16 protein-coding genes are annotated in these 12,150 nt (G+C 66.0%); 14 read left to right on the top strand and 2 right to left on the bottom strand.

The window, feature by feature from the left end:
- The first annotated feature begins 15 nt into the window (after window positions 1-15).
- From hisB to Q0L25_RS16485, 10 genes are all read left to right on the top strand, one after another.
- Window positions 16-603: an imidazoleglycerol-phosphate dehydratase HisB gene (gene hisB, locus Q0L25_RS16530; RefSeq protein ID WP_296616182.1), complete on the top strand. Its 588-nt coding sequence runs from the start codon at window positions 16-18 to the stop codon at window positions 601-603.
- Window positions 603-914, top strand: coding sequence for a YciI family protein (locus tag Q0L25_RS16525; protein WP_296616180.1), 312 nt, complete (start codon window positions 603-605; stop codon window positions 912-914). The genes hisB and Q0L25_RS16525 overlap by 1 nt, the downstream gene beginning before the upstream one ends.
- Window positions 911-1,516: an imidazole glycerol phosphate synthase subunit HisH gene (hisH, locus tag Q0L25_RS16520; RefSeq protein ID WP_296616177.1), complete on the top strand. Its 606-nt coding sequence runs from the start codon at window positions 911-913 to the stop codon at window positions 1,514-1,516. The genes Q0L25_RS16525 and hisH overlap by 4 nt, the downstream gene beginning before the upstream one ends.
- 163 nt (window positions 1,517-1,679) lie before the next feature.
- The gene (gene hisA, locus Q0L25_RS16515; RefSeq protein WP_296616175.1) at window positions 1,680-2,414 is read left to right on the top strand and encodes a 1-(5-phosphoribosyl)-5-[(5-phosphoribosylamino)methylideneamino]imidazole-4-carboxamide isomerase; all 735 of its coding nucleotides are present in this window, start codon (window positions 1,680-1,682) and stop codon (window positions 2,412-2,414) included.
- Window positions 2,411-2,653, top strand: coding sequence for a hypothetical protein (locus Q0L25_RS16510; protein ID WP_296616174.1), 243 nt, complete (start codon window positions 2,411-2,413; stop codon window positions 2,651-2,653). The genes hisA and Q0L25_RS16510 overlap by 4 nt, the downstream gene beginning before the upstream one ends.
- On the top strand, window positions 2,650-3,417 hold the full coding sequence (hisF, locus tag Q0L25_RS16505) for an imidazole glycerol phosphate synthase subunit HisF (protein ID WP_296616172.1): 768 nt from the start codon (window positions 2,650-2,652) through the stop codon (window positions 3,415-3,417). Before Q0L25_RS16510 ends, hisF begins: the two co-directional genes overlap by 4 nt.
- A gap of 132 nt (window positions 3,418-3,549) precedes the next feature.
- On the top strand, window positions 3,550-3,768 hold the full coding sequence (locus tag Q0L25_RS16500) for a hypothetical protein (protein WP_296616171.1): 219 nt from the start codon (window positions 3,550-3,552) through the stop codon (window positions 3,766-3,768).
- A 32-nt stretch (window positions 3,769-3,800) separates the two neighbouring features.
- On the top strand, window positions 3,801-4,121 hold the full coding sequence (locus tag Q0L25_RS16495; RefSeq protein WP_296616169.1) for a phosphoribosyl-ATP diphosphatase: 321 nt from the start codon (window positions 3,801-3,803) through the stop codon (window positions 4,119-4,121).
- Window positions 4,121-4,498 carry a histidine triad nucleotide-binding protein gene (locus Q0L25_RS16490; RefSeq protein ID WP_296616168.1) on the top strand — a complete coding sequence of 126 codons (378 nt, stop codon included), beginning with the start codon at window positions 4,121-4,123 and terminating at the stop codon, window positions 4,496-4,498. Before Q0L25_RS16495 ends, Q0L25_RS16490 begins: the two co-directional genes overlap by 1 nt.
- Window positions 4,499-4,653: 155 nt before the next feature.
- Complete coding sequence (locus tag Q0L25_RS16485; RefSeq protein ID WP_296616166.1) at window positions 4,654-6,267, top strand: amino acid permease; 1,614 nt, start codon at window positions 4,654-4,656, stop codon at window positions 6,265-6,267.
- A 266-nt stretch (window positions 6,268-6,533) separates the two neighbouring features.
- Here the strand turns inward: Q0L25_RS16485 and Q0L25_RS16480 are convergent, their stop codons facing one another.
- Window positions 6,534-7,532 (bottom strand): adenosine kinase, encoded by a 999-nt coding sequence (locus tag Q0L25_RS16480; protein WP_296616164.1) that lies wholly within the window; start codon window positions 7,530-7,532, stop codon window positions 6,534-6,536.
- A 61-nt stretch (window positions 7,533-7,593) separates the two neighbouring features.
- Here Q0L25_RS16480 and Q0L25_RS16475 point away from each other — a divergent pair, with 61 nt between their 5' ends.
- Both Q0L25_RS16475 and Q0L25_RS16470 read left to right on the top strand, forming a co-directional pair.
- Window positions 7,594-8,274: an EI24 domain-containing protein gene (locus Q0L25_RS16475; RefSeq protein WP_296616163.1), complete on the top strand. Its 681-nt coding sequence runs from the start codon at window positions 7,594-7,596 to the stop codon at window positions 8,272-8,274.
- A complete protein-coding gene (locus Q0L25_RS16470; protein ID WP_296616161.1) occupies window positions 8,271-8,645 on the top strand; it encodes a hypothetical protein in 375 nt (124 codons plus the stop codon). Before Q0L25_RS16475 ends, Q0L25_RS16470 begins: the two co-directional genes overlap by 4 nt.
- A 90-nt stretch (window positions 8,646-8,735) precedes the next feature.
- On the opposite strand, the gene queG is transcribed toward Q0L25_RS16470, so the two are convergent.
- Entirely contained in the window at window positions 8,736-9,791 is a 1,056-nt protein-coding gene (queG, locus tag Q0L25_RS16465; protein ID WP_296616160.1) for a tRNA epoxyqueuosine(34) reductase QueG, read from the bottom strand.
- A gap of 41 nt (window positions 9,792-9,832) precedes the next feature.
- On the opposite strand from queG, the gene Q0L25_RS16460 reads away from it, so the two are divergent.
- Complete coding sequence (locus Q0L25_RS16460) at window positions 9,833-10,762, top strand: ABC transporter ATP-binding protein (protein ID WP_296616158.1); 930 nt, start codon at window positions 9,833-9,835, stop codon at window positions 10,760-10,762.
- The gene (locus tag Q0L25_RS16455) at window positions 10,762-12,015 is read left to right on the top strand and encodes an ABC transporter permease (RefSeq protein WP_296616157.1); all 1,254 of its coding nucleotides are present in this window, start codon (window positions 10,762-10,764) and stop codon (window positions 12,013-12,015) included. The genes Q0L25_RS16460 and Q0L25_RS16455 overlap by 1 nt, the downstream gene beginning before the upstream one ends.
- Window positions 12,016-12,150 lie beyond the last annotated feature (135 nt).

Raw genomic sequence — 12,150 nt, 5'->3', positions numbered from 1 at the left:
CCATATGGGGGCGCGATGCGCACCGCGACGATCAGCCGCAAGACGAGCGAAACGTCGATCGACGTCGCCGTCAATCTCGACGGGACCGGCAGCTATGCCGTGTCGACCGGCATCGGGTTCTTCGACCATATGCTCGAACAATTGTCGCGCCATTCGCTGATCGACCTGGATGTGAAGACGATCGGCGACCTCCATATCGATCAGCATCACACGGTCGAGGATACCGGGCTCGCGATCGGCGAGGCGATCAACAAGGCACTCGGCGAAAAACGCGGCATCCGCCGCTATGCCGAAGCGCTGTCGCCGATGGACGAGACGCTGACCCGGGTCGCGCTCGACATTTCGGGGCGTCCGTTCCTCGTATGGAAGACCGAATTCTCGCAGAAGCGCCTCGGTGAGATGGACACCGAGATGTTCGAGCATTTCTTCCACTCGTTCGCGCAGACCGCCGGAATCACGCTCCACATCGAGACGCTGTACGGCTCGAACAATCACCATATCGCCGAAGCCGCGTTCAAGGGCCTCGCCCGCGCCTTGCGTGAAGCGGTCGAGATCGATCCGCGCAAGGCCGGTGCGATTCCCTCGACCAAGGGGACGCTGTGATGCCGGCGACCAACGCCGACGCGCCGGTATGCCTGATCCTGATCACCTATGTCGTTCCCCTCGATGAGGTCGACCGCCACATGAAGGCGCATATCGACTGGCTCGAGCGTGGCTATGCCGAAGGCCTGTTTCTGCTGTCGGGACGCCGCAACCCGCGCATCGGCGGCGTGATCGTCTGCCGCGGCCGCAAGCCGGAAGTCGAAGCACTCGCGGCGACCGACCCGTTCGTGACCGAAGGTTCGGCGACGATCGAAGTGATCGAATTCAATGCGAGTTGGGCGGCCGACGCGGTCGCTCCCCTGTTCGCGTGACGCTCGCCCTGATCGATTACGGCGCGGGCAACCTGCATTCGGTAGCTAACGCGCTGAAGGCGGCAGGCGCGCGGGACGTCGCGGTCACCGCCGATCCCGAGCTGGTGCGTGGTGCCGATCGCATCGTCCTTCCCGGCGTCGGCGCGTTCGGCGCCTGCGCGGCGGCGTTGCGTGCCGTCCCCGGCATGATCGAGGCGCTCGACCAGCGCGTGCGGCGCGACGGCGCGCCGTTCCTCGGTATTTGCGTCGGCATGCAGTTGATGGCGGACGTCGGCGAGGAAATGGGCGATCACGAAGGGCTCGGCTGGATCAAGGGCCGCATTCGCCTGCTGACGCCGACCGACCCTGCCGCCAAGGTACCGCACATGGGCTGGAATGACGTCCGGCCGACACTCCCGCACCCGCTGATCGAAGCGGGTGAGGCTTATTTTCTGCACAGCTACGCATTCGAGGGCGAAGACGTCGTCGCGACCACCGACCACGCCGGCCCGGTCGTCGCCGCAATCGCGCGCGACAATATGGCGGGCGTGCAATTCCATCCCGAGAAAAGCCAGCGCTACGGGTTAGCGCTGTTGGAAAGGTTCCTAGAATGGCGGCCGTGAAAATCCTCCCCGAAACGGGGAGGGGGACCAAGACGCGCAGCGGCTTGGTGGAGGGGGCCCCTCCCGCGGCTGCCTTCTCCACTGTTGCTCGTTGGTCGCGGGGCCCCTCCACCACTCGGCTAGCGCCGAGCGGTCCCCCTCCCCGTTCCGGGGAGGATTATTGATGTCCTTGATCATTTTCCCGGCGATCGACCTCAAGGGCGGCAATGTCGTGCGCCTGGCCGAGGGCGATATGGACCGCGCGACGGTCTATGGCGACGACCCCGTGGCGCAGGCGATGGCGTTTGCCGAGGCGGGATCGCAGCATCTCCATATGGTCGACCTCGACGGTGCGTTCGCAGGCAGATCGGTCAATGGCGATGTCGTCCGCGCGGTGGTTGCCGCCTTTCCGGGCCATGTCCAATTGGGCGGAGGGATCCGCGACCGCGCGGCGATCGAAGGATGGTTCGACGTCGGCGTCTCGCGATTGGTGATCGGCACTGCGGCGCTCGACAATCCTCAATTGGTGCGCGAGGCCGCGCGCGATTTCCCGGGCGGCATCGTGGTCGCTGTCGACGCCAGGGACGGCATGGTCGCGACTCGCGGCTGGGCGGACGTCTCGGACGTGTCGGTCGAGGATATGGCGCGTCGCTTCGAGGATGCCGGGGTCGCCGCCTTGCTGTTCACCGATGTCGGACGCGATGGCCTGCTCAAGGGCTGCAACGTCCAGGCGACGGTCGATCTTGCCCGCGCGGTCGACATCCCGGTAATCGCCTCGGGCGGTGTCGGAGGGATTGCGGACATCCACATCCTCGCGCTCCACGCCCGCGACGGGATCGAGGGCGTCATCACCGGCCGCGCGCTGTACGATGGCCGGCTCGACCTCGCGACGGCGATATCGGTGGCGGAAGCGGCGTGAACCGGGTCGTCCTTTCGCTGATTCTGTTTGCCCTGGCGGCCTATGGCGCCAGCAAGCTCCGCGACGGCTATAACGACGGCGAGATGCCGGCTCTATTTTTCGGCAACATCAACCCGCTCATTTTCGACCGTGCTCAGGCGCCCGCCTTCTTCTGGGGCGCGACGGCCGTCAACTTGGTGATCGTTACCGGCATGGCCTTGGCGGGCATCCTTATTCTCGCGGTCGGAACCGGCAGATGACCGTTCGCGCCCGCGTCATCCCCTGTCTAGACGTCGCCAATGGCCGAGTGGTGAAAGGCGTCAATTTCGTCGACCTGCGCGACGCCGGGGATCCCGTCGAGCAGGCGCAGGCCTATGACGCGGCGGGCGCCGACGAGCTTTGCTTCCTCGACATCACGGCCAGTCACGAAGCGCGCGGCACCATCCTCGACGTCGTGCGGCGGACGGCCGAAGTCTGCTTCATGCCGCTGACCGTCGGCGGCGGCGTGCGCTCGGCCGAGGACGCACGCGCCCTGTTGCTCGCCGGTGCCGACAAGGTCGCGGTCAATTCCGCCGCCGTGGCGCGGCCCGAACTCGTCAGCGACATCGCCGAGCGCTTCGGCAGCCAATGCTGCGTCGCCTCGGTCGACGCACGACGCACGACGCACGGTTGGGAAGTCTTCACCCACGGCGGCCGCAAGCCGACCGGAATCGACGCGGTCGCGCATGCCCTGCGGCTAGCCGAACTTGGCGCGGGCGAGTTACTGGTAACCAGCATGGACCGCGACGGCACGCGCAGCGGCTATGACCTCGAGCTCATCCGCACGATCGCCGACCAGGTCAGCGTGCCGGTGGTCGCCTCGGGCGGCGTCGGTGGCCTTGACGACCTCGTCGCCGGCATCCGCGACGGCCATGCCAGCGCGGTGCTCGCCGCGAGTATTTTCCATTTTGGTGAGGCGAGCATCGCGGACGCGCACCGCGCGCTGGCCGCGGCGGGCATCCCGGTGCGTAGACCGCTAGCCTAGCTACAACGTCACCCCGGACTTGTTCCGGGGTCCAACGCTCCTCAACGGAATCCAGCCGTTGTTGCGTGTTGGATGCCGGGACAAACCCGACATGACGGAAAGTTAAGAGGCTCGCGGTATTACGCCCTCTCAATGCGCTACGTCTTCGCCCTGCCCTTGCTGCTGACCGCAATGCCCACGCTCGCCTCGGTCCCACCGCATAGCGGGGTGATCCACACGCGATCGATGCCCGAACTGTCCGACATCGCCTTGTTCGGCATGGCGGTTGCGGGCGTCTGGCTGGCGCGTCGGGCACTTCGCAAGCGCTTCGCCAAACCGGCGGACACGACGGCGGCTGCGCCAAAGGATTGACGGCGGCGGCGCGGACAGGCAGCGCTCGCGCCATGAACAACGATCCGCTCGACGCGCTCGACGCGCTGATCCATTCCCGCAAGGGCGAGAGCGCCTCCAGCTCGTACACTGCTGCCTTGTTCGTCGGCGGCCGTGCCAAGATCGCGCAAAAGGTCGGCGAGGAAGCCGTCGAAACCGTCATCGCCGCCATGCGCAAGGACAAGAAAGAGTTGACCAGCGAGGCCGCCGATCTGGTCTATCATTTACTCGTCCTGCTCGCGGAATCCGGCTTGTGCCTCAACGACGTGCGCAACGAGCTGGCGCGGCGGACGGGCACCTCCGGTCTCACCGAAAAAGCCAATCGGAGCCGCTGATGCCGATCGACGCCACCCTGCCCTATGACGACCAGAACATCTTCGCGAAGATCCTGCGCGATGAGATCCCGTCGAAGCGCGTGTACGAAGACGAATGGGCAGTCGCCTTCCATGACATCAACCCCCAGGCGCCGATCCATGTCCTGGTGATCCCGCGCGGACCCTATGTCTCGTGGGACGATTTCAGCGCCAACGCGTCCGAAGCGGAGATCGCCGGCTTCGTTCGAGCGGTCGGCAAGGTCGCGCGCGACCTCGATCTCGTCGCGCCGGGCTATCGCCTGCTCGCCAATGTCGGCCTGCACGGACACCAGGAGATCGCGCATCTCCACGTCCACTTGTTCGGCGGACGCGCCCTGGGGCCGATGCTGGCGCGGTAGAGCGTTTGCAGCTTCGCTGGATCGACACCGTTTCAGCTCTGCTGAAACCGAACGCGCGTTCGTCGCAGCAGAAACCAATAAGGGATTGCACGTAGGGGTTTTGCGACTAGGCTCCGCCGCCAGCACCAAAATACCACCTTGGGGGTTGGCCATTCATGATTTTTGACCGCGTAAAACCTCTCGATGCGATCCTTGCGACCGCCGAGAAAAAGGGGCTGCACCGATCGCTCGGTGCGTTCCAGCTGACGATGCTCGGCATCGGCGCCGTGATCGGCACGGGTATCTTCGTGCTGACTTCCGAAGCCGCGCAAAAGGCGGGGCCGGGCATGCTGCTCAGCTTCGTCGTCGCGGGGTTCGTCTGCGCGGTCGCCGCTTTGTGCTATTCCGAACTCGCCTCGATGGTGCCGGTATCGGGATCGGCCTATACCTATACCTATGCCGTGACCGGCGAATTGCTCGCCTGGATGGTCGGCTGGGCGCTGATCCTCGAATATGCGGTCGGCGCCAGCGCGGTCGCGGTCGGCTGGTCGAACCATCTGGCCGGGTTGCTCGATGGTATCGGCTTCCATTTGCCCAATGCGATCAAGAACGCCGATGCGTTGATGGCTCATGCCCAGGTCGCGTTCGGTGCCACGCCCAACGTCGACCTGCAGACGGCGATGGACACCGGCGGCTGGATCAACCTTCCGGCGGTCTTCATCGTCGGCCTGGTCACCTGGCTGCTGGTCATCGGCACGACGGAGAGCGCGCGCGTCAATGCGGTGCTGGTGCTGATCAAGATTACCGCGCTGACCACGTTCATCGTGCTGACTCTACCGGTCCTCAACGGCACGCATTTCAACTCGCCCTCCGAGCCGTTCCTGCCCACCGGCACGACGGGTATGCTGGGCGCCGCGGCATCGATCTTCTTCGCTTATGTCGGCTTCGACGCAGTCTCGACCGCAGCCGAGGAAACCAAGAATCCGCAGCGCAACGTGCCGATCGGCCTGATCGGGTCGCTCGGCATCTGCACCATCTTCTACCTGCTCGTCGCCTCGGGCGCGATCGGTGCGATTGGTGCGCAGCCGGTGACCGGCGCCGATGGCAGCGTCCTCGCACCGGGATCGGCCGAAATGGCCGGACGCTGCGCCCGGATCGTCGCGACGGGCGCGATGGAGCCGCTAGTCTGCTCGAAGGAAGCTCTGGTCCATGTTCTCCAGGTTATAAACTGGCCGGTGATCGGCCGACTGGTCGGCGTCGCGGCAGTGCTCGCGCTGCCGTCGGTCGTGCTGATGATGATGTTCGGCCAGACCCGCGTGTTCTTCACCATGGCGCGTGACGGCCTGCTTCCAGAGAGGCTGGCCTCGGTCCACCCGAAGTTCCGTACCCCGCATGTCGTCACGGTCGTGACGGGAGTCGGCGCGGCGGTGGCTTCGGCGATCCTGCCGGTGGGTAAGCTCGCCGACTATTCCAACTCGGGCACGCTGTTCGCCTTCTTCATGGTGGCGGTGTCGGTCATGGTGCTGCGCCGCACTGATCCGGGCCGCAAGCGGCCGTTCCGCACGCCCGGCGTGTGGATCATCGCACCGCTCGCGATCATCGGCTGTATCGGGCTCTATATCTCGCTGCCGCTGACCGCGATCCTCGTCCTGCCGGGTTGGGGATTGATCGGGCTGCTGATCTATTTCTTCTACAGCCGCAGCCGCAGCCATGTCGGCCGGGGTATCATCGATGTGCCCGAGCCGGAGGCCTATGAAGGCCTCGCGCCGCGCGTGCCCGGTACCGAGTGAGCGCCCGCCTTTAGGGCATCGAGAAAGGGGCCGGAGTAGCGATACTCCGGCCCCTTTTCTTTCTAGCCCTCTCCCGCCTGCGGGTGCACCGGGTCGGTCATGCCCCCGGCATGACCTGAACAGTGCGGGGCACTGTTCACCCGGTGCAGGTTGGGTGAGGGTCTTCTTTCTTCTGTCTCGGCGGACGCCTGGAAGAAGAAAGAAGACCCTCACCCTCCCGCTTCGCGAGCCCCTCCCTCTCCCGCTTGCGGGAGAGAGAAACAGGATCACCTCAACTTTTCAGCCACCAGCTTCTTGAGGTCCGCCAGCGGGCGCGGGCCGACGTGCGAGATGCATTCGGCGGCGCAGATCGCGCCCATCCGCAGGCTCGTCTCGAGGTCGCGGCCCTGCGCCTGGCCGGCGAGGAAGCCCGCCGCGAACAGGTCGCCCGCACCGGTCGTGTCGACGACATGATCGACCGGTTCGGCGGGCACGCGGGCATGCTGGTCGCCATGATGCGCCTCGGCACCCTTGGGACCGTGCGTGCAGACAAGCGTCGGCACGCGCGCCGCCAGGTTCTTCACCGCCGCCGCGATATCGTCGGTCTGCATCATCGCGCGGACTTCGTTGTCGTTGGCGAACAGCAGGTCGATCTGGCCGGCGTCGATCAGCTCGAAGAATTCATCGCGATGTCCTTCGACCACGAAGGTGTCGGACAGCGTCAACGCCACCCTGCGCCCGGCATCGCGCGCCATCTTGATCGCGCGCTTCATCGCATCGCGCGACTGTTCGGCGTTCCACAGATAGCCTTCGAGATAGAGGATCGCGCCCGCACCGATCGTCTCTGCATCGACCGCGCTCTCGGGCAGGAACTGCGCCGCGCCCAGGAACGTGTTCATCGTGCGCTGGCCGTCGGGCGTGATCAGGATCAGGCAACGCGCGGTGGGATCGCCGCCGGTTGCAGGCGGCGTGGCGAAATGCACGCCGAGCGACTTGATGTCATGCGCGAACACCTGGCCGAGCTGGTCGTCGGCGATCTGGCCGATAAAGCCGGTCGGCTGGCCCAAGGCCGCGAGGCCCGCAATCGTGTTCGCCGCCGATCCCCCCGATACTTCCTGCCCCGGGCCCATCCGCGAATAGAGATCGTCGGCCGCGTCAGGATCGAAGATCAGCGCCATCGATCCCTTGGTCATGCCCTCGGCGGCGATGAACTCGTCGGTCGACTGCGAAAGGATGTCGACGATGGCATTGCCGATCGCGACCACGTCATAAGCGGGGTTGGTCAAGTCAGATATCTCCGGGAAATGGTTGGCCGCGCCGTATCGCCGCCGCTAGACAGAAGCAACGATGATCCGCGCTTTCCTCCTGTCGCTCGGCCAGCTTACCGATTCCGCGATCCTGCGCGTCTTTCTCAAGTCGATCGGGCTGACCCTGCTGGTCTTCCTGTTGCTCGGCGCAGGACTTTGGTTCGGAACGCAATGGCTGTTCGTCGACCAGCTCGGCTGGGGCGAGGACGCCGCCGGCCTGGCGATGATCGGCGAGTTCGTCGCGACGCTCCTGTTCGGCTGGGTCCTGTTCCGCGCCATCGCGATCGCGGTGATCGACCTGTTCGGCGACGAGATCGTGATTGCGGTCGAGCGCAAACATTATCCCGACGCGCTGGCGAGCGCGCACGACGTGCCGTTCGCGCGCTCGCTGCACATGGGATTGCGCTCGGCCGGGCGCGCGCTGGCGGTCAATCTGGTGCTCGCCCCAGCCTATATCCTGCTCCTGCTGACCGGATTCGGCACGCCGTTGCTGTTCTTCGCCGCCAATGGCTGGCTGTTGGGAGTCGATCTGGGCGAGATGGTCGCGGCGCGCCATATCGCGCCATCGGAGATGAAGGCGTGGCGCGCGTCGACCCGCTGGGTGCGCTGGGAATTGGGGGTCATCGTGTCGGCATTGCTGACATTGCCGGTCGTCAATCTGTTCGCCCCGATCCTGGGCGCGGCAATGGCGGCGCACCTGTTTCACGGGAGACGAGGATGAAAGCTGTATTGGTTGTTGCGGGGCTCGGCCTGCTCCTTGCGGGCTGCGGCGAGACGACGTTGGCGCGCCCCGCCACGCCGACAATGGTCGTCAGGCCACCCCAGCCGACCAGCGGCCTGGAGCGTGTGATCGGGCAGAATGCCGCCGGCCTCACCCAATTGTTCGGTAGCGCCAACGCCGATGTCCGCGAAGGCACGGCACGCAAACTGCAATTCCAGGGCTCGTTCTGCGTGCTCGATACCTATCTCTATCCGGGCAAGAACGGCGGCGAGCCGACCGTGACCTATGTCGATGCCCGCCAGCCCGATGGCAGTCCGATAGACCGCGCAAGCTGCGTCGCGGCGCTGGCGCGGAGAGGTGGGGGTAAGTAAGTTTAGCCCCTCCCGCTCGCGGGAGGGGTTGGGGTGGGGCCTATCCATAGGCGATACGGCTTGGGGCACTGCCCCACCCCCACCCCTCCCCTAAAGGGGAGGGGCTTTCAGTCTGTCTAACGCCCATTCGGCTGCGTCGCGCACAACGTCGGACTGGTCCTCTTGTAGCCCCTCCAGCACCGGCACCAGTGCCGTATCCCCGCTATTCCCCGCCGCATAGGCCGCATTACGCACCATGCGATCCCGCCCGATCCGCTTGATCGGCGAACCCGAGAACACCTCGCGGAATCCCGCATCGTCGAGTGCGAGCAAATCGGCGAGCGACGGTGCCGCTAGTTCGGCTCGAGGAAAAAAGGCTCGATTGGCCGCTGCCGCCGAGGCGAACTTGTTCCACGGGCACACCGCCAGGCAATCGTCGCAGCCATAGATGCGATTGCCCAATGCCGCGCGAAATTCCTCCGGCACCGGCCCTTTATGCTCGATCGTCAGATACGAGATGCACCGGCGCGCATCGAGCCGATAGGGCGCCGGAAAGGCATCGGTCGGGCACGAGCGCTGGCACGCGTCGCACGAACCGCAGCGATCGCGTCCCGCCTCATCGGGCGCGAGGTCGAGCGTGGTGTAGATCGCCCCCAGGAACAGCCAGCTGCCGTGATCGCGGCTGACCAGGTTGGTATGCTTGCCCTGCCAGCCAAGCCCGGCCGCTTCGGCCAACGGCTTTTCCATCACCGGCGCGGTATCGACGAACACCTTGAGGTCGCTTCCCGGCGCTTCCGCCACGATCCATCGCGCCAGTGCCTTCAGCGTCCGCTTGACGAGATCGTGATAGTCGCTGCCCTGCGCATAGACCGAGATCCGCCCGCGATCCCCCTCCCCGGCCAGCGCGAGCGGATCGCGTCCGGGCGCATAACTCATGCCGAGCGCGATCACGCTCCTGACCTCGGGCCACAATCCGGCCGGCGCGGCACGGTGATGCGCACGCTCTTCCATCCAGATCATCTCGCCATGGCGGCCCTCGGCCAGCCACTGCCTTAGCCGCTCGCCGGAGCGCGGCGCGGCGTCGGCGCGCGCGATACCGACGGCAGCGAAACCGAGCCTTAAGGCTTCGGCGCGCAAGCGGTTTTCGAATGACTTGTGTTCGGTCACTCCGCCCCGCTACCACGGACGAACCAGTCGAGGGAGGTCGCGTGTCTCAATCTCTGGCCGTCACCGCCCACGGCCTCGTCAAGAAATTCGGTGGGCGGCGTGTGGTCGACGGCGTCGATCTCGCCGTGCCGACGGGGACGATCTACGGTGTGCTCGGCCCCAATGGCGCGGGCAAGACCACGACCTTGCGCATGCTGCTCGGGATCATCGAACCCGATGAAGGCGAGCGCACCCTGCTCGGCCGCGAGCGCCCGCGCGAGGCGAGCGATCATGTCGGCTATCTGCCCGAGGAGCGCGGGCTCTATCCCCAGATGAAGGCGCGCGAAGCGATCGCCTTCATGGGCGCGTTGCGCGGCCTGCCGTGGAAAACCGGGCGCAAGCGCGCGGTGGAGATGATGGAGCAAGCCGGCCTAGGCTATGCGGTCGATTTCAAGATCCGCAAATTGTCCAAGGGCATGGCGCAACTGGTCCAGTTGCTCGGCTCGGTCGTCCATCAGCCCGATTTGCTCGTGCTCGACGAACCCTTTTCGGGACTCGATCCGGTCAACCAGGAAGGGCTCGAACGGCTGATCCGCGCCGAACAGGCGCGCGGCGCCACCGTCCTGTTTTCGACCCATGTCATGGCGCATGCCGAGCGGCTGTGCGACCGGCTGGCGATCATCGCCGGGGGCAAGCGGCGGTTCGAAGGGACGGTCGCGGACGCGCGCGGGCTGCTACCGATGCGCGCGCATTACCAGCCCGAGCGCGACGGCCCCGAGGTGGCGGCGATCCTGCCTGCCGATGCGCAGCATAATGGGCGCGACTGGGTCTTTCCCGTCGCCGATGACGCGGTCGAGGCATTGCTGCTCAAGCTGACGCAATCGGGCTTTGGCGTCGCCGGGCTGTCGATCGAGCGTCCCGGTCTGCACGATGCCTTCGTCCGCATCGTCGGCGCCGAAGCGCTGGCCCAAGCCGAAGCGGAGGCGCTGTGATGGCCAATAACATCGGTCGTGGACTGCGCCAGGCGCTGACCGTGGCGCGGCGCGATTTCATCGCCACCGTGTTCACCCCGACCTTCCTGCTTTTCCTGTTGTCGCCGATGTTCACCATCCTGTTCGGCGCAGCCGGCGGCTTCGGCGCATCGAGCATGGCGCAGGGCGCCGCCGACCGCGCTCGGATCGTCGTGATCGCCGCGCCCGATCAGGCTGCGGCGATCGTCGCGACCGACCGGCAGTTGCGCCAGGTATTCGGACGTGGCGACATCCCGCCGCCCCTCGACGTCGTGACGCCGTCGAACGACCCCGCCGCCCAGGCCCGCGCACGCGTGTCGAGCCGCGACGGCGATGTCGACGCGGCGCTTTACGGGCCGCTCGAGCACCCGACGATCGTCTATGGCGGCGGTGGGAGCAACGAAGCCGATTATCTCGCGGGTCTCGCGGAGCAGGCGTTGCGCGCGCAGAAGCTGGGATCGACCGCGCCGCTCAGCGCGCCGACCAAGACGAAGATCGTCCGCACCGTCGTGACCACCAGCGGCCATAATGCGGCGGCCTTGTTCGCGGTCATGGCCATCTTCCTGCTCACCCTGTTCCTCGCCGGCCTGACGATGGGGACGATGGCGGAAGAACGCAGCAACAAGGTGATCGAAGTGCTCGCCGCCGCGGTGCCGCTCGAATCGGTGTTCTTCGGCAAGCTCATCGGCATGTTCGGCGTCGCTTTGCTGTTCGTCGGCTTCTGGGGCACGGTCGCGAGCCAGATCACCGCCATTCTCCCTGCCGGGACGGCGGCGGCGCTGGCGGGTGTCGCGCCCGCCGTCGGCAAGCCTGTCTTCGCTCTGTTGTTCCTCGCCTATTTCGTGATGTCTTACCTGCTGATCGGCGCGGTCTATCTGATCCTCGGCGCCCAAGCCTCGACCCAGCGCGAGCTCCAGCTGATGGCGCTGCCGATGACCGTCGTGCAAATGGCCAATGTCGGCATGTCGACCGCCGCCGCGGGCAAGCCGGGGAGCACGATCGCCTGGATCGCGGAAATCTTCCCGTTCAGCTCGCCCATGGCCATGGCCGCGCATGCCGCCAATTCGTCGGCGCTATGGCCGCACGCGGTCGCGATTCTGTGGCAATTGCTCTGGGTGTCGCTGGTGATCTCGCTGGGCGCGCGCTGGTTCCGCCGCGGCGTGCTGAAATCGGGCGAAGGGCCGAAGCGCAAACGCAAACAGCCGCAGCCTTCCAGCAGCTCAGAGTCTGTTTGAAAACTCCGCAAAAGAGCGAGTTTTGAGGCCGCACCAGCCCGCTCCCCCACCCGGCCTCCCATAGAATACCCTGATTGGGAGGTAGGGTGGGGGAGCGGGCTGGTGCCGCAAAACGCGCCCTCAGCGCGTTTTCGA

It is taken from the genome of Sphingomonas sp., from assembly GCF_024508665.1.
GTDB lineage: Bacteria > Pseudomonadota > Alphaproteobacteria > Sphingomonadales > Sphingomonadaceae > Sphingomonas.
This window is presented reverse-complemented; position numbering and strand designations above follow the sequence as displayed.

Excerpts from the sequence above, each read along its gene's own strand:
- hisA (WP_296616175.1), top strand. The coding sequence starts at position 1,680 with ATGTCCTTGATCATTTTCCCGGCGATCGACCTCAAGGGCGGCAATGTC.
- Q0L25_RS16490 (WP_296616168.1), top strand. The coding sequence starts at position 4,121 with ATGCCGATCGACGCCACCCTGCCCTATGACGACCAGAACATCTTCGCG.
- Q0L25_RS16485 (WP_296616166.1), top strand. The coding sequence starts at position 4,654 with ATGATTTTTGACCGCGTAAAACCTCTCGATGCGATCCTTGCGACCGCC.
- Q0L25_RS16495 (WP_296616169.1), top strand. The coding sequence starts at position 3,801 with ATGAACAACGATCCGCTCGACGCGCTCGACGCGCTGATCCATTCCCGC.
- Q0L25_RS16470 (WP_296616161.1), top strand. The coding sequence starts at position 8,271 with ATGAAAGCTGTATTGGTTGTTGCGGGGCTCGGCCTGCTCCTTGCGGGC.
- Q0L25_RS16500 (WP_296616171.1), top strand. The coding sequence starts at position 3,550 with ATGCGCTACGTCTTCGCCCTGCCCTTGCTGCTGACCGCAATGCCCACG.
- Q0L25_RS16475 (WP_296616163.1), top strand. The coding sequence starts at position 7,594 with ATGATCCGCGCTTTCCTCCTGTCGCTCGGCCAGCTTACCGATTCCGCG.
- Q0L25_RS16525 (WP_296616180.1), top strand. The coding sequence starts at position 603 with ATGCCGGCGACCAACGCCGACGCGCCGGTATGCCTGATCCTGATCACC.
- hisB (WP_296616182.1), top strand. The coding sequence starts at position 16 with ATGCGCACCGCGACGATCAGCCGCAAGACGAGCGAAACGTCGATCGAC.
- hisF (WP_296616172.1), top strand. The coding sequence starts at position 2,650 with ATGACCGTTCGCGCCCGCGTCATCCCCTGTCTAGACGTCGCCAATGGC.
- Q0L25_RS16455 (WP_296616157.1), top strand. The coding sequence starts at position 10,762 with ATGGCCAATAACATCGGTCGTGGACTGCGCCAGGCGCTGACCGTGGCG.